At 42.4% G+C, this 17,955-nt stretch carries 17 protein-coding genes, 3 pseudogenes and 1 riboswitch; of the genes and pseudogenes, 9 read left to right on the forward strand and 11 right to left on the reverse strand.

Annotated features, from left to right (window positions below; translation table 11 throughout):
• The 3 genes from LIZ66_RS14360 to LIZ66_RS14370 form a co-directional block, all read left to right on the forward strand.
• Positions 1–235, forward strand: a 235-nt coding sequence (locus LIZ66_RS14360) for a hypothetical protein (RefSeq protein ID WP_227227642.1), incomplete at its 5' end; no start/stop codon positions are given.
• Positions 195–593, forward strand: a complete 399-nt coding sequence (locus LIZ66_RS14365) for a Fur family transcriptional regulator (protein WP_148463756.1) — start codon at positions 195–197, stop codon at positions 591–593. The genes LIZ66_RS14360 and LIZ66_RS14365, both read left to right, overlap by 41 nt.
• 229 nt (positions 594–822) lie before the next feature.
• On the forward strand, positions 823–1,368 hold the full coding sequence (locus LIZ66_RS14370; protein WP_148463755.1) for an NADH peroxidase: 546 nt from the start codon (positions 823–825) through the stop codon (positions 1,366–1,368).
• A 217-nt stretch (positions 1,369–1,585) separates the two neighbouring features.
• Here LIZ66_RS14370 and LIZ66_RS14375 read toward each other — a convergent pair whose 3' ends face one another.
• The 3 genes and pseudogenes from LIZ66_RS14375 to LIZ66_RS19480 form a co-directional block, all read right to left on the reverse strand.
• The gene (locus LIZ66_RS14375) at positions 1,586–2,806 is read right to left on the reverse strand and encodes a hypothetical protein (RefSeq protein WP_173717435.1); all 1,221 of its coding nucleotides are present in this window, start codon (positions 2,804–2,806) and stop codon (positions 1,586–1,588) included.
• 317 nt (positions 2,807–3,123) lie between these two features.
• The gene (locus LIZ66_RS14380; RefSeq protein ID WP_173717434.1) at positions 3,124–4,383 is read right to left on the reverse strand and encodes a zinc ribbon domain-containing protein; all 1,260 of its coding nucleotides are present in this window, start codon (positions 4,381–4,383) and stop codon (positions 3,124–3,126) included.
• 29 nt (positions 4,384–4,412) lie between these two features.
• Positions 4,413–4,523 (reverse strand): annotated as a pseudogene (locus tag LIZ66_RS19480) (DUF6783 domain-containing protein); the annotation flags it as partial.
• Between LIZ66_RS19480 and LIZ66_RS19485 the strand changes: the two are divergent.
• Positions 4,473–4,601 carry a DUF6783 domain-containing protein gene (locus LIZ66_RS19485; RefSeq protein WP_308768443.1) on the forward strand — a complete coding sequence of 43 codons (129 nt, stop codon included), beginning with the start codon at positions 4,473–4,475 and terminating at the stop codon, positions 4,599–4,601. The pseudogene LIZ66_RS19480 and the gene LIZ66_RS19485 sit on opposite strands and share 51 nt — an antisense overlap.
• A 61-nt stretch (positions 4,602–4,662) precedes the next feature.
• Here the strand turns inward: LIZ66_RS19485 and LIZ66_RS14385 are convergent, their stop codons facing one another.
• A complete protein-coding gene (locus tag LIZ66_RS14385; RefSeq protein WP_148463804.1) occupies positions 4,663–5,367 on the reverse strand; it encodes a serine/threonine-protein kinase in 705 nt (234 codons plus the stop codon).
• Between the two features lie 231 nt (positions 5,368–5,598).
• On the opposite strand from LIZ66_RS14385, the gene LIZ66_RS14390 reads away from it, so the two are divergent.
• Positions 5,599–6,024 (forward strand): helix-turn-helix domain-containing protein, encoded by a 426-nt coding sequence (locus LIZ66_RS14390; protein ID WP_148463803.1) that lies wholly within the window; start codon positions 5,599–5,601, stop codon positions 6,022–6,024.
• Between the two features lie 313 nt (positions 6,025–6,337).
• Positions 6,338–6,410, forward strand: a riboswitch (Fluoride riboswitch).
• 53 nt (positions 6,411–6,463) lie between these two features.
• Positions 6,464–7,687: a cation:proton antiporter gene (locus LIZ66_RS14395; protein ID WP_173717003.1), complete on the forward strand. Its 1,224-nt coding sequence runs from the start codon at positions 6,464–6,466 to the stop codon at positions 7,685–7,687.
• 68 nt (positions 7,688–7,755) lie between these two features.
• On the opposite strand, the gene LIZ66_RS14400 is transcribed toward LIZ66_RS14395, so the two are convergent.
• On the reverse strand, positions 7,756–8,277 hold the full coding sequence (locus LIZ66_RS14400; protein ID WP_227201025.1) for a FliH/SctL family protein: 522 nt from the start codon (positions 8,275–8,277) through the stop codon (positions 7,756–7,758).
• A gap of 188 nt (positions 8,278–8,465) precedes the next feature.
• On the opposite strand from LIZ66_RS14400, the gene LIZ66_RS14405 reads away from it, so the two are divergent.
• The gene (locus tag LIZ66_RS14405) at positions 8,466–9,662 is read left to right on the forward strand and encodes an iron-containing alcohol dehydrogenase (RefSeq protein ID WP_148463494.1); all 1,197 of its coding nucleotides are present in this window, start codon (positions 8,466–8,468) and stop codon (positions 9,660–9,662) included.
• Positions 9,663–9,728: 66 nt separating this feature from the next.
• Here LIZ66_RS14405 and LIZ66_RS14410 read toward each other — a convergent pair whose 3' ends face one another.
• The 5 genes from LIZ66_RS14410 to LIZ66_RS14430 form a co-directional block, all read right to left on the reverse strand.
• Positions 9,729–10,724, reverse strand: coding sequence for a D-alanyl-D-alanine carboxypeptidase family protein (locus LIZ66_RS14410; RefSeq protein ID WP_226815530.1), 996 nt, complete (start codon positions 10,722–10,724; stop codon positions 9,729–9,731).
• 254 nt (positions 10,725–10,978) lie between these two features.
• Positions 10,979–13,486, reverse strand: coding sequence for a glycoside hydrolase family 3 protein (locus LIZ66_RS14415; RefSeq protein WP_187566035.1), 2,508 nt, complete (start codon positions 13,484–13,486; stop codon positions 10,979–10,981).
• Complete coding sequence (locus LIZ66_RS14420) at positions 13,486–14,331, reverse strand: carbohydrate ABC transporter permease (protein ID WP_148463496.1); 846 nt, start codon at positions 14,329–14,331, stop codon at positions 13,486–13,488. The genes LIZ66_RS14415 and LIZ66_RS14420 overlap by 1 nt, the downstream gene beginning before the upstream one ends.
• Positions 14,328–15,290, reverse strand: coding sequence for a carbohydrate ABC transporter permease (locus tag LIZ66_RS14425; protein WP_148463497.1), 963 nt, complete (start codon positions 15,288–15,290; stop codon positions 14,328–14,330). The genes LIZ66_RS14420 and LIZ66_RS14425 overlap by 4 nt, the downstream gene beginning before the upstream one ends.
• 163 nt (positions 15,291–15,453) lie before the next feature.
• Positions 15,454–16,821, reverse strand: coding sequence for an ABC transporter substrate-binding protein (locus tag LIZ66_RS14430; RefSeq protein WP_195992856.1), 1,368 nt, complete (start codon positions 16,819–16,821; stop codon positions 15,454–15,456).
• A gap of 161 nt (positions 16,822–16,982) precedes the next feature.
• Between LIZ66_RS14430 and LIZ66_RS14435 the strand changes: the two genes are divergently transcribed.
• The gene (locus LIZ66_RS14435) at positions 16,983–17,723 is read left to right on the forward strand and encodes a helix-turn-helix domain-containing protein (protein ID WP_148463499.1); all 741 of its coding nucleotides are present in this window, start codon (positions 16,983–16,985) and stop codon (positions 17,721–17,723) included.
• Here LIZ66_RS14435 and LIZ66_RS19490 read toward each other — a convergent pair.
• Positions 17,705–17,824 (reverse strand): annotated as a pseudogene (locus LIZ66_RS19490) (DUF6783 domain-containing protein); the annotation flags it as partial. The gene LIZ66_RS14435 and the pseudogene LIZ66_RS19490 sit on opposite strands and share 19 nt — an antisense overlap.
• On the opposite strand from LIZ66_RS19490, the pseudogene LIZ66_RS19495 reads away from it, so the two are divergent.
• Positions 17,774–17,902, forward strand: a pseudogene (locus LIZ66_RS19495) (DUF6783 domain-containing protein). The pseudogenes LIZ66_RS19490 and LIZ66_RS19495 sit on opposite strands and share 51 nt — an antisense overlap.
• The last annotated feature ends 53 nt before the right edge of the window (positions 17,903–17,955 follow it).

The raw sequence follows: 17,955 nt of genomic DNA on the forward strand, positions 1-17,955 counted from the left end.
AAAAGCCGGGGCTAATACTTCAATTATTTTAGGACATTTTCAAAAACGCTTGACACCCAAATTTATCATTTTACAGCGATGCAATATTTATAATTTTAGTGTAAATTTAGACAAATTACTATTGACAAATTTGCAATTATCTTGTATATTAATATCAGTAACAATTACTATTATCGAGAGAAAGGAGGAATCAGATGGCCACATTGAAATACAGCCGCCAGAGAGAATCTATTAAGGAGTTTCTTACTGGCAGAACCGACCATCCCACCGCTGATTTTGTTTATGAGAATATGAAGCAGATTTATCCAAACATCAGCCTTGGAACTGTATACCGAAACCTCTCTCTTCTCGCTGATCTGGGTGAAATACAGAAGCTTTCCAGCTTTGGCGGAGCAGACCGATTCGATGCCCGCACCGCTCCCCATTGTCACTTTATGTGCACCCGCTGCGGCAGAGTGATGGACGTATTCAGCGAACATATTGATAAAAGTCTTGAGAGTATTGCAGCTGACTTTAAGGACGGTCAGATTTCCGATTATAAAGCAAGATTTTTCGGAATCTGCAAGGAATGCCTGAAGGAAGAGTCTCACTAAACAGTTGAATAAAGTTTTCATTTTCTGGTCATATCTATTTTGCAGGGAATTACAGCCGCTCGACAAGCAATGGCCACAGAACCAAACTTTAAGTGAACATTCGATCCTGTTTGAAAAAAATTTTAATAACTCTTGACAAGCGGGAAACAATATGTTACTATAAAACAGTAATAATTACTATTATTAAAAATTAAAAATAAATTTTATATACGAAAAGGAGAATTTAATTATGGCTAAATGGGTATGTAGTGTATGTGGTTATGTTCATGAAGGTGACACAGCTCCGGAAGTATGTCCAATCTGCAAGGCTCCGGCTGAGAAATTTACGAAACAGGATGATGAAATGGCATGGGCAGCTGAGCATGTTGTAGGCGTTGCTAAAGGTGTCAGCGAAGACATCCTTGCTGATTTAAGAGCAAACTTCGAGGGCGAGTGCTCTGAGGTTGGTATGTATCTTGCTATGGCACGTGTTGCTCACAGAGAAGGATATCCGGAAGTTGGTATGTATTATGAGAAGGCTGCTTATGAGGAAGCAGAGCACGCAGCTAAATTCGCTGAGTTATTAGGTGAAGTTGTTACAGACAGCACCAAGAAGAACCTTGAGATGCGTGTAGCCGCTGAGAACGGTGCAACAGCTGGTAAGACTGATCTTGCGAAACGTGCTAAAGCAGCTAACCTTGACGCAATCCATGATACAGTTCATGAAATGGCAAGAGATGAGGCAAGACACGGCAAAGCATTCGCAGGTCTTCTTAAGAGATACTTTGGAGAATAATTTTTACCGGGGAATCGCATAAAATAAAGCTTTTTATAAAAGGGAATCACTTTCGTGATTCCCTTTTTGGGCAGACTTCCGTCATTTTTAATATGTAAATCAGGTGTCCCTAACCCATTTTTCACTCTTAAAAACTCTCAAAATGTGTCTCTCCCTTTTCGTTTAATTTGTGCGGACCACAGCCCCTCCCAGCATAGCTTTTCTCTCTATTTTTTACTTAATTTTCTGTAAATTCATACAACGGCATATTGTTCTCATCATATAAAACAATCATCATAACCGCATTCACCTCGCCGGTTGCACTTTCAAAGCATAATAAATAATAGCCGTCACGGTCTAATGATTTCACAATATAACGTTTTTCCTGATTTCCAGATGTAATTGTTCGGATCAGTTTTCCATCTTCGATTCGCCAGCTTCCATTAATCTCAGGCCAGTTGGGATTTATTTCTTCTCTTGTGCGATAGCTGTCATCTGTTCCAAAGCTTCCAAGCTGTTTTGTATTACCATCTGCGTCATATTCATAAAGGTCTCCGGCACCAGTGGTTCCGCCAATTGCCCAATTAACAGTATAATACCGGAATCTGCATGGAAAAATGGAGGATAATTCCTCTTCTGTTAAAGTCTCAAACTCGTCTGCATGAGCTTTGAAGTAATAAAATCCACTTTCATAGTCATTATCCGCATCTGTATGATTCACATATGCAGCAATAAAATCATCTTTGGGTTTTATAACCTTCTCCGCCTGTGCAAGCTCTGCTTCCTGTTTTTTCCTGCTGCTTTCCTGCGCTTCTTCTATTTCATGTTTACTTTTTCTTTCCTTCCTGCCTTCCTCATCTAACGGCGCACCATATCCGCCTTCATCAATTAGCTCTGCGATATTGCCTGCTTCCAATGCAAAGCTATATTTAGATGAACCAAGATTCAGTACACAACGTATATCATTTCCTTCATATAAACATTTCACAATATCTTCTCCTGAAGATCCGCTGACATAAACATTGCCATTGGGTTCCTCACCTAGCAAACCATATTCATATACAGTATTTATACTTCCAACTTTTATTTTCAATTCTTTAGAATCAGAAGAAAAATAAGTAGCAGGGGTATCCTTATACTCTAAAAGTTTAAAAGATAAATCATAACAATAATCAAATTCATCAAAATTAATATATGCTGTGACAAGCAGATCACTACCGGTTGTTGCCGTGTTGCTAAAGGTTCCGGAAACAACCGTACTTATAACAGATTGCCCCGTTGCATCCCCGAAGTCATCTACTACCGCAACTTTTCCCCAGGAGTTATTGTTTCCTTCATCCGTACTGGAATCCTCTTCTATTTCTGAAACTACCTCTGCATTCTCTTCCCCATAGGAAAGCGTTGGAGACATAAATACACACCCCAATGCCAACGCCAGCGCTAATGTTCTTTTCTTCATCCTTTGACCCCCATTTTTTGTAATTTTATTTGAGACTGATAAGTTATCATATAATAATAGGAGGAAGGAAAGCAATTACCTGAAAGCATAGTACAAGAAGAAATTATTACTGTTCACGACCTTCACAGCAACACGCTTCGCGATGCACAGAAATCATACTTTGCAGGATTCTGCTACTGCAGCAGGGAGTCTCGGCGGCATCTGCCATTGTGCCGTGATATAAAAAGAGTTACAGACCGCAAAATGATTAATCTGTAACCCTAAAACTCTTATTAAAATATTACTTGAACGCTATATAAAAAAGCCCTCACAGAGCATTACTCCGAAGCAGTCTCAAAATTTGCCTTCGCCGTATCCACCGAATGCTCTGCTTTATTATCAATGTCCACATCATTTTCTGAGAAAGTACTTCCCGCGAAATCAAGGACTTCATTCCCAGGTAGATTCTCAATGCAGACCGCCGTTCCATTTCCGGTAAATGTATTATTCAGATAGTTGGGCGCTGTACCATAAGCCATGCTGCTGTTAAACTTCAGTGCAATTTTATTATTGGTAAAAGTACAGTCCATTGCATTTACCCAGGCTTCATTATTGGCAATTGCAGCCGTATCCCAACCATTAAAACTGCATTTGGAAAGTAAAGTAAGACAATACGCGTTCACCCCAATTCCAGAATTCCCTTTAAACTGGATTCCTGACATTTCCGCGTAATTTCCATTCAATCCGCGCAAGCTGACGGTTCCTGTGAAAGTAGTCACGTCATCTCCGTCTGAGCTGCCATAAATTCCCCACACATGATTTCCAAAAACAATATCACCATCATAAGTTACTGCCGGAAGATGAAGGTAAACCGGAATTTCCGATGACACCTCTTCCTCAATGGAAGCCAGCAATGCATTCAGTTCCTCTGTGGTCTCCATAGGCGTATCCTCTGAAAAATAGGTAACTGCTGCCTGCTTTTCAATGGTAAGCCGTGTGCTAAGAGAAATCGTATCTCCGTTTTTCATCGTCAGATTCCACAAGATATCGTTAGTACCGCTGTCTGAGGTATAAATAATATCAGAAACATATGCTGCATTTGGAAAACTCTCGTTATGAACCGGTTCTACATAATCTACCTTCCGGGAATTTTCTCCAGGTTTTGTATCCACCTTACAGGAAACTACCTTTTCTGTAAATTCTTCCCACGCCAGTTCTCCAGTCTCCTGATCCAGAACATACAGCTGACATGGAAGGGCACTCTCCATTCCCTGTGCCAATGTATCAGTACGTTCACCCTGGGCATGTCCTGTTACTCCATCATCTTCGGAAAAATTCAACAGCAGTTTATAAGATTTTCCTTTGTCTTTATAAACCACCTGCGCCCCTCCCTCATAGGACTTCGGACGGTGATGCAGGGAAAAAGCTGCTCCAACAGCTGCCAGAAGCACTACCACAGCAGCTGCTCCAAAAGCCGCCTTTCTCCATCGTTTCGGTGCTTTTATCTCCTGTTTTTCCTTCTGGACTGCTGTACAGTGAGGACAAAAAGAAGCGTTGTCCGAAAGAGGCTGTCCGCATTTTATACATTTTTTACTCATATTTTTCTCCTATTACGATATATTTATGGTTAACATACCTTACAGCTAGAGCGTGTTTGAAAAAGGCTTTCTGCAAAATGTGCGTCACAATTTGTGGGAGATTTCGCTCGGATGAGGGCGCCGTAGCGGGCTACGGCAACCGAATTCGGGTGAAATCTCCCGCAAAGTGGGGCGTGCAGATTGCGGGAATGATTTTTCAAACACACTCTAGTAAGTAATTATCCATCTTGTATTATAAATTTACAGGCTTTTTTCCAGAGACCATAAGCTTTTTATGCTTTACAAAACCTCCATCAGATGAAGGATATTCTTGTATCTTTTCTCCGGATTTACCATGGTACAACGCTGGACGATCCTGCCCATTCTTCCGCTGGCAAGCTTCCTGGAGGGATGTTCCCCAGTCAGCATAATGTTCAGCAGAACTCCCAGTGCATAAATATCCGCACGCCCATCAGACTGGGAGAGCCCATACTGTTCCGGTGCTGCAAAGCCTGTGGTTCCAAGAATCTGTGTATCTTCTCTGTTTTCATTTTTATAAATTCTGGAAGCATCAAAATCGATAAGAACCGCTTCGGTTCCACGTATGATCACATTATCTGGCTTTACATCTCTATGTACAACTCCCAGGGAATGAAGCACCCACAAAGCCATGCACAGCTGGCGGGTGATCTGCTTTGCCTGTGCCGCTGTCAAAAGTCCGCCCTGTAAAATCTCCCCCAGCGTATCACCTTGCACATATTCTTCCAGAAGAGCTGTTTTTCCCTCCTTTTCCCCCACCTCCATGATCTGGGGCAGATTGGGACAGGATACCGTAAGAAGCTTCCGGTACACTTCACTGCTGCCGGAAAAATGTCTGAAAATATAGCGGTTTCCGCTTGCCCTGTGGCGTATCAAGGTTACTTCGCCCCGCTCGCTTTTTTTGATCAATGTGACCCTGTCATATTCGTCACAAACTGCGCCTAAAAGACTGTCATAAATTTCCATATTTCTCCTTATCACCAACTATCATTCCCCAAATGGACATATCACCTGCACGCTATGAGAATCAGCTGTTCCTCGCCAATGGCACTCCCACAGCTATGGAACACTGCCAGAGGGTAACAACCACTATGCTGACTGCATATTGTTTTTCAGAATTTTTTATAGTATAGTTTTATTTGATTGTATTGTTAAAATTATTTTAACTTATTGACAAATTATTGTAAAGGCGCGAATATGAAAAAGAAAAATACAGATGGTTTACAGCAGGAGCTTATGGATTCCCCGGATCTGAGCCAGTTTCTGTCCCAGAACCAGGAGCAATTTGAAAATAAGAGTGTGGCAGAATTATTAAACCGTCTGTTCGAGAAGAAACATATCTCTAAGGCAGCGCTTGCCAAACAGGCCGGTATGAGCGAAATATATCTCCATCAGATTTTCGCAGGCCGCCGTAATCCATCGCGGAATCGTCTGCTGTGCCTGTGTTATGGGCTTGAAGCGACGGTTGACGAAACCCAGGAACTGCTGAAGCTTTGTGGAATGGCACAGCTTTATCCGAAATTAAAAAGAGATGCCATTATTTATTATGGACTGCTTCATAGGCTTAAGTTGTTTGAAATTAATGATAAACTTTTTGAGGAGAATGAAGAGACGTTGTTTTAATTCTCTTCACCCAACGCCTAATGATACAAAACTTAGATTCTACATGTTACAAAGCACGTTGTTGTGCACAGGTTACTGTTCACTGGTAACATTCCGCGAGGTGTTTTTCGTGAACAAAGTTCACAGAAAACCCGAGAATTAAGTTTGCGCAGCAAACGCTACTTCTTGTGCTTGTCACAAGAAGGTTCGTCTTTCTGTGCATCGCGGAGCGGTTACTGGTCACAGAGTGAGCAGTAACGTGCACAGCAGAAGTTGTTATTTGATTTATAATTTCTTCTTGCCACCACTTTTATAATGTGCTATTATACCACCAGAAACAAATGGGAATGAATGTCTCCCCGGGATCATCCCGAACCGCTTATTAAGCTGATGACTTCTGTGATAACAATTGTCGCAGGAAGCATCAGCTTTTCTGCGTAAAAAGGAGGAATTTATAACAATGTTAACATCTCTGGCTTTTATTTTTCTTGTGGGACTTTCCCTGGCTGCTATTTGCCAGATACTGAAACTACCGCGTATTATCGGTATGCTGATCACCGGTATTTTACTGGGACCTTATGTGCTGAACGTATTGGATCCGTCGATTCTGTCCATCTCATCGGAGCTGCGGCAGATCGCGTTGATCATTATCCTGCTGAAAGCGGGACTTTCCCTGAATCTTGCCGATCTGAAGAAAGTGGGACGTCCTGCCATCATGATGGCCTGCATTCCTGCAACTTTCGAAATCCTGGCTTACTTTTTGCTGGCACCGTATTTTCTGGGAATTACCAGACTGGAAGCGGCTGTGATGGGCGCTGTAATGGGTGCGGTATCCCCGGCTGTAGTTGTCCCAAGAATGGTACAGTTGATGGATGAAAAATACGGCACAGCCAAAAGCATTCCCCAGATGATCCTGGCAGGCGCTTCCTGTGATGATATTTATGTGATCGTGCTGTTTTCCACATTTTCTACTATGGCACAGGGCGGCAGCGCACATTTGAAAGATTTTATCAACATTCCGGTTTCCATTATCCTGGGTATTGCACTTGGAAGTGTGGCTGGTTATCTTCTTTCCTTGTTTTTCGAAACTGCTTATGCGCACAGTCATATGGTGCGAAACAGCATGAAAGTGATCGTAGTAATGGGCGTGGCTTTCCTGCTTATGTCCATTGAGACATGGCTGAAGCCTGTGGTTTCCGTCTCCGGACTTCTGGCTGTGATAAGCATGGCTTGTGTTTTGAAGCTAAAATGCACCGCCTCCGTTTCTGCCCGCCTTTCCCAGAAATTCGGGAAACTATGGCTGGCTGCTGAAGTCCTGCTTTTTGTACTTGTAGGTGCTTCTGTAGATATCCGCTATACCTTAAAAGCCGGTCCTGCTGCCCTGGCCATGATCTTTGCAGCACTTCTGATCCGTACCCTGGGCGTTTCTCTTTGTGTTACCGGAACAAACCTAACATGGCGGGAAAGACTGTTCTGTTCCATTGCCTACCTTCCGAAAGCAACCGTACAGGCAGCGATTGGGTCTGTTCCAATGGCTATGGGACTTTCCTGCGGGCAGATCGTGCTTTCTGTGGCTGTACTGGGAATTCTGATCACTGCACCACTTGGAGCAATCGGGATGGATTGCAGTTATAAGAAGCTGCTTTCCAGGGAAATCGATAAAAGCCAGATATTCTCTAGCTAACATATAACGATACAGGAAAAGTGGAACATTCTGTTTATTAATTTTAAAGAATGTTCCACTTTTATTTTTTACTCTATTCCAAATTCTTCCATCAGATGTTGACAAAATTCTGGGTCTTTTGCTATTCTTTTACAATCTTCTATGCGATTTTCTTCTAATAATTTATCTATCAATCGTGCCATAGAACTTCTTCCCTCTGCTCTTCCCTCCGCTCTTCCCTCCGCAAGACCCTGGGTTCTGCCCTCAGTAAGTCCCTGGGTTCTGCCCTCAGTAAGTCCCTGGGTTCTGCCCTCTGCGAGTCCTAATTCACGTGCCGCCTCTTTTTCCATTTCCATTTCTTCCCATCTCTGCATATATCTCACACTCACTTCCTCACTGGATTTGATACTGCATATACGCTTCTGCATCTTATGTATTCTTTCGCTTTTACAGCCATCTGCCATGTCCTGAGTGGTATGTTCAATATAATGAAGCAATTCTACCAGCTCCGGACTTACTTCATCTGTCAGTTCTCCTTTTATTATATAGTTTTCTATATTGGAAGTAAAGAATAACTGTGCACCGTTTTTCTGTTTTTCCTCTATAACCATACCTTACAAAATCACAGCTTAAAAGTAAAGTTTTATCGTTCGAAAAATTATCCCATAAAATTACAAAATCCGCTCTGGTCATTTACATTTCCAGCATATATAATGATGTCAGATGCATAAGACCGCTCACAGAACACTTTTTGCAAAGAATCGCAAATTTATTTTCATATTTTACGGAGGCATTTCCCATGATAAATTTTGATTTTTACACTCCTACCAGAGTTCTTTTCGGTGCAGACCGGGAAAACGAGGCTGGCAAACAGGTTGCCGCATTTGGTGGGCATAAAGTTATGATCATTTATGGAAAAAAAGGAGGACATGTTGAATCATCAGGACTATTGGAACGTGTACATCAGAGCCTGAATGGAGCCGGACTTTCCTATATAGACTTTAGTGGCGTGGTTCCCAATCCTCGCCTTTCCCTGGTAAAAGAAGGGATCCGCATTGGACGGTCGGAAGGTGTTGACTTCCTTCTGCCAATTGGAGGCGGCAGCGTAATTGATACAGCAAAGGGAATCGGTTACGGAATCGCCAATGATTTTGAAATAGAAGATCTGCTTTACGGTCGTGTAAAAACAGATAAAAATCTGCCAATCGGTGTTATCCTTACAATTGCAGCTGCCGGTTCTGAGATGTCTTCCTCCATGGTTCTCACCATTGAAGACGGTATGATGAAACGTTCCTATGGGCACGACTGCTCACGCCCCAGATTTGCTATTATGAATCCTGAGCTGACTTACAGCCTTCCGGCGTATCAGACAGCCAGCGGCGCAGCTGATATTATGATGCACACTATGGAGCGTTATTTTACCCCTACAGACACAGATACCAGCCTTACTGACCGGATTGCAGAGGGACTGATGCTTTCCGTTCGTGATGCCGCCCAGGTTGCTGTAAAAGACCCTGAGAACTATGACGCCCGGGCTACTCTCATGTGGGCCGGAAGCCTTTCCCATAACGGTCTGACTGGTGCCGGACGGGTATCTGATTTTGCCACACACAAGATTGAGCATGAACTCGGCGGTATGTTTGATGTAGCTCACGGAGCCGGACTTGCAGCTGTCTGGGGAAGCTGGGCGAGATATGTGTATAAGACAAATCCGGGAAGGTTTGCACAGTTTGGTGAGAAGGTTTTCGGAATTGATGCTTCCCAGACCAGCGATTCTGATATTACGGATACTGTTCTCGCATCCATCATTGCCTGGGAGACCTGGTGCCACTCTATAGGCATGCCAACCACCCTTACTGAACTTGGCATTTATCCAACCGATGCCCAAATCGAGGAAATGGCTGAGAAATGCGTTTTCGGCAGAAACGGACACATTGGCTTCTTCCAGCCGTTGACGAAAGAAGATATTGTGGCAATCCTGCAAATGGCGAAATAACACCAGCCTGACTCGAAACACAGCATAGAAAAAGAGCATTCACTTCCTCACTGGATTTGTCATTTCTTATTTCTGTGCCACCGCTTCGCCCAGTCGGTTATAAATTGTTTTCGCGTCCAGAATGTGCGGCACTCCCGTAGCGTCCGCCGCGGCGCCTGCAGTTACCAGAATGTACTCCCTGCCATATATCTGTGCAAAGCTTGCCAGACAATGCCCTGCCTCAGAGGTATACCCGGTTTTGCCACCCAGAATTTCCCCGCCGGTTACCGATGTATCCGACATATTTTTAAACATGGTACTGTAATAGGTAATTCCATCCGGATGTACATTGGTAGCTGGCGTAGAATGGAAATGGCTTTCTGCCACTTCACGGAAAGTATCATTATGTAACGCATACTTAAGCAGCAGCGCAATATCATATGCTGTACTATAATGCTCTGGATCATGTAAGCCAGTACAATCCATAAAATGGGTATCCTTCATCCCAATGGACTTGGCCTTCTTATTCATCTTTTCCACAAATGCTTCTTCTGAGCCGGATGCTTCATCTGCCAAAGCCAGACAACATTCTGCTCCGGAAGGCAGCATTACGCCGTAGACCAGATCACGCACTCTCACGCTCTCCCCTGGCTGAAAGCCTGCCTGTGTGGCATCCTGTCCATCCAGAGCATAAAAAATATTCTCACTTAAAGTAATCTCATGATCCAGATCTGAAAATGCTTCCAGCGCCACAATTGCAGTCATGATCTTCGTCATGGACGCCGGATAAATCTGCTCTTTTCCATTCAAGTCACCAATAACTATTCCACTCTTCACATCCATTAGAACTATATTAGAACTATTTACTCCCGTCACATCCAGTTCCTTCACAGGCGGTCTGTCGAATCGTCCGAAAAAGCCTGAAATTTTCGTTTCCAGTCCTCTGTTCCAACAAAACGCAAAAGCCAACACTGCCAGAATCAAAACTTCCACCAGCGCACTAATCAAAACCCGACGTCTCTGTTTCTTTCTACGAATTCTCCTCTTCCGCTCCATCTGCGCCCGTTTGCTTCGCTCATCCATTTAGACTCTCCTTCCATTTTCCACTGCTTTTATACGCTCTTCTTGCTTTCGTCTATTTCTATACTCTGCCACAGCAAAGCACCATCTTTCACCTCAAGCTCCATCCCAGATTTTCTTTTTGTATCGCTGGTATTTTCCATACTACCACATCTCTCTTTATAATTTCTATAAAAATGAAAAAAATAAGAGCAAAGTACACATACGCATACCTTGCTCAGTCCTTTTAGTCAAGCGAATATTCGCAATCCGCTTCACTACTCGCTCATAACCAAATAACTGCTTCGCAGTTTATCAATTAGTTTCAAGACCCTTCTGGCACAAATACGAATTTCTTCTTCTGAAAGCTCCCCGCTTCTGTAACCATCCAGAATACTTTTATGATCATTCTCACTTCCCGGCATGATAATATCATTTCCGGCAGCTGTGCACTTCCATGGAATACTTCCATCCTTGGGTTCCGTAGTATTCCAGTCCGACATGATCACGCCCTCAAATCCCCACTCATCACGCACAATTCTGGTACACAGATCCTTGCTGTTTGCGGCATGTACCCCATTTACCAGATTATAGGAGGACATAATTGCCACAGGTTTACTCTCCTTTATGGCAATCTCAAATCCACGACAATAAATCTCACGAAGAGCCCTTTCAGAAAGATGAACATCTACTCCCATACGATTATCTTCCTGATTATTGCATGCAAAATGCTTAATCGTTACCCCGCATCCTGCTTTACTCTGAACCCCTTTGGTAACTGCTGCTGCCAGACTTCCTGCAAGCAGCGGGTCCTCTGAATAGTATTCAAAGTTTCGTCCGCACAGGGGATTTCTGTGAATATTCATTCCCGGTGCCAACCAGAGATTGACGCCAAATTTCTCCATTTCCTCAGCTATCATTTCTCCAAACTCTTTCAACAGCTGCCGATTCCAGGACTGCGCCAAAGCTGTACCAACCGGAAAAGCAGTACAGTACTGATAATACGTATCTGCATTTTGGTGAGGCTTTTCTGTTACCAGAAATCCATTTTCCAAAGAACCAAGAACACCGATTCCATAAACAGAATCATTCTCGCGATTTACCTCATAACTTCTTTGCAGTCTGATACCAGCTGGTCCGTCTGCCATGATCAATACCGGAACTCCATATTTTTCATAAAGAGCTTCTGAAGTTTCGCCAGCTGAACCAGGCACTTTAATCCCTGCTGCTCCAAGATTGCTGCTAATACCACCAGTATTTCCGTATAAAAGTGGGATCAATTCTTCTACAGGCAGCTCTTCTGCCAGAATTTCCAGCGAGTTTCCCATGGCCAGAGACTCTCGGTCAACATTTCCAGCCTTTTGTTTTCTCTGCAATGCTTCAAACTGTATGGTGGGAAAATCAGCATTTCTACTTTTCTCCAGCTGCTTTTCTGCAGCCTTTACATTCTTCGAAGCTTCCATTTTTTCAGATAATTCAACCAACGCCTCCAGTTTCTGCGTCTGCTCCAGAACTACATCCTGGTTCACATTTATAAAAGCCTCCAGCTTCAGATTGGCTGAATTATTTCCAATCCAGAGACCATACTTTCCTGTTTCCACGATCCAGGCATTTGCATCCTCAAAAAAGCTTGCAATAGTTTTTCCATCAAACAGGATCTTTAACTCCTGTTTTTCTCCCGGCTTTAATACATTTGTCTTTGCATATCCAACCAGGCGATGGTATTCTTTCTCTATCCTGCCCCGGGGAAGTGATACATACACCTGTACAACTTCTCTTCCTGCAAAAGTATTTCCAATATTCTCTACAGATACATTTACTGCAATCTTATCCTTGTCAATTTCAATACTGCAAAACTGAATCTTAAAATCTGTATAAGAAAGACCGAAGCCAAAAGGAAAAAGTGGCTTTACACCAAAACTGTCGAAATACCGATAGCCCACATAAATTCCTTCTTTATATTCTTCCAATTCCAGATTTCCATTCAGATAACTAAAATTCTCTGCAAATGGCACATCCGCATATTTTTTTGCCCAGGTTGTTGTAAGCTTTCCGCTTGGAACAGCTTCTCCAAGAAGGATCCTTGCAACCGCACGTCCCCCCTCCTGTCCAAGCTGGGAAATATTGAGGATACCTTTTATCCACTGCGCTTTTTCCAGAATATCTGTAAGCTCCACAGGACCACCGGCATTTATAAGCAGAACAATAGGCACACTTCTGCTGTTTAGAAAAAGAATATCTTTCTCTTCTCGTTCACTAAGATAATAGTCACCTTTTTCAAGACGACGATCTTTTCCTTCACCAGAAATACGGCTGATTACATAAACAACAATTTCAGCTTCCTGGATATCCATTTCAGAAACAGGACGCCCCTCCGGCATGATAAATGGATTGGATGCATAGGCATCAAAAGGATTATTTACATGCTTTGCTTCTTCAAGAATTTTCTCTTTCCATATAAGTCTTGCTTTCTGATAGCGATGTTCATAATCATCCAGCCAGTCCCTGCTGGTGATCCGAATTCCGGATTCTTCCATTCCTTCGTAAATGGTAATATTCTGCCTGTTATTTACATCTCCGGAACCAATCCCCCCTTTTACAGTTTTATCCGCACCGATGCCCAGAAGGGCAACCGATGCAGATAATGAAATGGGAAGAATATTTTCATTTTTCAATAGAACAATGCCTTCCTCTGCCGCTTTTTCTGCAAAAGAGCTATGCTTTTTCTCGCAGACAGATATTTCCGGATTCAAAGTCCCACTGTGCTTAAACTGTGTAAACGCCATTACTCTTTGACACCACCAAGGGTAACACCTGCAATAATATACTTGGAAAGAAGCAGGTACACAACAATGATCGGCACGATCGCAACTGTGATCATCATGTAAATTTTACCCATATCAAAATTCATATAATCAGCACCACGAAGAGTAGCGATCAGAATCGGCACCGTCATTTTACTCTTGGACTGGATGATCAGGGCCGGTACAAAGTAGTTGTTCCAGGAACCAACAAATGTAAAAATCGCCTGAACTGCAATTGCAGGCTTCATAATTGGAATCACAATGCGATTAAAGGTATGGAATTCTCCGGAACCATCGATTCTGGCAGCCTCCACAAGAGAAAGCGGCAGAGACGACTGCAGATAACTGTACATAAAATAAAATACAGCTGGAGATGCAATGGAGGGAATGATCAGCGGCAGAAGGGAATCATATAATCCCATCTTCGTAACCAGACGAAGGAATCCCATTGCAGTAACCTGCGTTGGCATTACAAGAATTGCCATGATAAATGTAAAAGCAACCTTTCTTGCCTTAAACTCATAAGCATAAAGACCATATGCCGTAAGGGATGAAAAATATGTACAAAGTGCGGCACTACAGGAAGATACGATCACACTGTTCAAAATTCCCCGAAACATTGGAAAGCTTCCGTCGTTTGCCACGTTTTTCAGATTCTCAAGGAAATATTTTCCTGGAAGTGCTGAGAAACCTTTCTGCAGATCCCCATGAGATCTGGTTGCATTAATTATCAATACGTAAAAGAAGAACAGGCACATAAAAGACAGAAGAATCAGTACGATATGTGCGAAAACTGTTCTGAATTGGCTTCCTGCTTTCTTCTTCATCTTCTTAATCTTCTCCTTTCTTCCTTAGCACGTTTTTTTGCAGCCTTTTTGGAACCATCCGGATCATTATCATTGGTCATGCGATATACGATGAAGCATAAAATACCACTGATAATAAACAGGTAAACAGATAATGCACCAGCCATACCATAGTTCTTACTCTTCAGATGACTGTTCAGGAACATGATCAGCGTCATAGACGTTCTATCTGGATTACCCTGTCCATTTGTCAGGATCTGTGGTACATCAAACATCTGAAGACCACCAATTATAGATGTGATCAATGTATATGCAAGAATCGGTCTGATCAGCGGCAATGTAATATAATAGAAACGTTGAATACTATTGCAGCCATCCAGGTCAGAAGCCTCAAAAATATCCATACTGATACCCATAACAGCCGCCATCAGCATAATCGTTGTATTTCCAAACCACATAAGGAAGTTCATAAAGCCAATTAATGATCTTGTTCCAACTACAGATCCCATAAAATCAATAGGGTCTTTAATCCATCCAAGAGACATCAGAATAGAATTTATTGGTCCGTTTGTAGAAAACATAGTAAAAAATAAAAGTGCAAATGCAGATGCCATAATCAGGTTCGGCAGATATATTACCACTTTAAAAAACTGTTTTCCTCTTATTTTCAAACGGGCATCTGTAAACCAGGCTGCCAGAACTAACGCAACCACAATCTGCGGCACAAATCCGATCAGCCACAGAATCAATGTGTTTGCTCCATATTTAAACATATCGGATTTCAGCAGACTGATGTAATTTGCCATTCCAATAAAATTGGGTCCGATTTCTTTAATTCCAGAACGGAAATATTCAAAAAAGCTGTAACGGACCGTATCAACCAATGGAATCAAAGAAAAAATCAAATAGATTATAAAAAAAGGAAGGATAAACAGGTAGCCCCATTTTCCATAATTAATGCTTTTCTTGTTTTTCTTCATAACAGTTCTCCTTTACACACATCTTACAGAACAGGAGAGAATCCTATGTTACAGGATCCTCTCCACGTTCCTTATACCAATTTTCAAACGTCACATGGACATTATTTTTTTAATAGTATTCTGCAAGATGTTTTTGCAAACAAAATCCTCAGAACTATCTACATTATTCCGGCCATTTAACCTCAGAGATCTCAGGATAACGCTCTTTAATAGCAGTCTCAAAGTTTGCCTTTGCTTTATCAAAGTCAACATTTCCCTGGAAATAATCACTGAAGGAGTTCTGGATAAGCTCTACACATCCCTGATCATATGCAGAAAGCGGTGCAATCTTAATGTTCTCTGCAACAGGTGCAAAATATGCAAATGGGTTCTGTCCGCCAAGGAACTCAGAAGAGAAGTTTGCATCATCTGTAGCAGCCTCTGCCATACCACTCTTTGTATTTGTGAAGTCTGAATAATCCTTAGAAATCTTTAACAGGTTGTCTTTGTCTGCAGTCATAGCAAGGATAATGTCTTTTGCATGCTCTGGATTATCAGTACCTGTTGCTGCATGAATATAAGAACCGCCCCAATTGTATTCCTGCGGAGGATTTGTAACTGCCCATGAGCCTGCATCGCCATCCCAGTTTGGACTTAATGTAAAGTCGATTCCCCATGCCGGAAACAGGAATGCAAATACTTTTGACTGGGAGCCCATAGCTTTGTTCCAGTCATCGTTCCACTGTCCTTTTACAGTAGGGTTAAGGAAACCTGCATCCAGCCACTCTTTTGAATCATTTACCCAATCCATAATCTTCTGGTCAACTGTAATGGTTGTCTCACCAGGCTGTACCCAGGACTGTGCGATGCTGTTTCCATATAAACGGAAGGTGTCTGCATAAGAAGAAAATGTGTAGTAACCTTTCTCCTTCAGTTGAGCAGCAGTCTCTTTCATTGTATCCCAGTCTTTTACTTTCTCGCCTACTTCTGTCGGATCATCTGTTCCAAAAACTTCTTTTGCAATATCACGACGGTATACCAGGGTTCCTGGGCAGCACTGCCATGTAGAACCTCTCTGTACTCCGTCAGAGTCAGAAGCAGTTGTTCTTGTGAAATCGTACTGATCTGCAAGATCTGTATCCGGGTCAATTCCAAGATCTGTAAGCGGCATTGCTACATCTGCATCTTTGTCTGTATATTTGAAAACATAATCGGTCTCAGTTAAGAAAATATCTACTTTATCATCATCAGATGCATCAGCCTGATTCAGAAGCGCCTCATCAAGCTTCTGCTGGTAAACACCATCCTGGTTTGGGTTGATGATCCAATGGATCTCAGTTCCGTCTTTTAAGGTTGTAACAGTTCCATCGCTGGAAGTGGACTCAACTTCTGGATAAATAGCCTCCAGACGTGTACGGAACTCATCGTTCCAGGAATAGATGTTAATAACCTTTCCCTCTTCTCCTTCTGCATGTGCTACGGTTGCTGTTGCAGCCATACCGGTAACTGCCATAACAGCTGTAAGTAACATAGATACTGCTCTCTTCTTCATATAAAAGATCCTCCTTTTTTGAGCATTTTCTTAATGCTGTATCTCTTTGGTGCAATAAATATACCATTTTTATTTTTGACATTATATTATTTCTCTTAACAAAATATCAGATTCATGTCATAATATAAAAAATGACACATTTTTGTTTTGGAGGGGATTACATGGCAATATCAAAAGACTGGTACAACACAGAATTTGAAGAAAACGAAACTGAATCCAAGCACAGGCCGCCTTCTGTTGAATATTCCTTTTATACGGCAGTAAAAACCGGAGATATGGAAACTGTCATACAGAACTGTAATGCAGATTCTTTTACGAATCTGGAGGGAACCGGAGTCCTTTCCAGAAACCCTGTCACGAATCTGAAATACCACTTTGTGGTTACAGCTGCGATGCTTACCAGATATTGCATTGACGGAGGGATGGAGGCAGAGCAGGCCTACCGGCTTAGTGACTTTTACATTTTAAAAATGGATTCCTGCACTTCCCTGCGACAGATTGCAGACCTTCACCACACTATGGCAAAGGATTTTACCGGAAAAATGATCCTGCAAAAAAAATTATCCGTACTTTCCAAGCCAGTTATGCAGTGCATTGATTACATCTATGCTCATATAAAGGACCGTATCACCATAGAAGACCTTGCCTGCCACACCGGTCTTTCCCAGAATTATCTATCCAGGGTATTCAAACAAAATCTTGGAATTTCCATCAGTGACTACATAAGGGAGAAAAAAATAGAAAAAGCCACACATCTTCTTCGCTACTCGGACAAAGCAGTAGTTGACATCGCCAATTACCTATCCTTCTCTTCCCAGAGTCACTTTATTCAGGTATTCGAAAATTTCACTGGTCTGACTCCAAAAAAATACAGGGATAGGTATTATAAATCCATGTGGTAAGCTGACCTAGAGCGTGTTTGAAAAAAGCTTTCTGCATGATGTGCGTCACAATTTGTGGAAGATTTTGTCCAGATGAAGGCGCCGTAGCGGGCTACGGCAACTGAATTCGGGCAAAATATACCGCAAAGTGGGGCGTGCAGATTGCGGGAATGATTTTTCAAACAGGCTCTAGCACGTAAGGCTCTTGCAATGCATAATTCTCCGCCTTACATAAAAAGACCGGATATTCAGG

The sequence above is a fragment of the Blautia faecis genome (assembly GCF_020554845.1).
Classification (GTDB): Bacteria; Bacillota; Clostridia; order Lachnospirales; family Lachnospiraceae; genus Blautia_A; species Blautia_A faecis.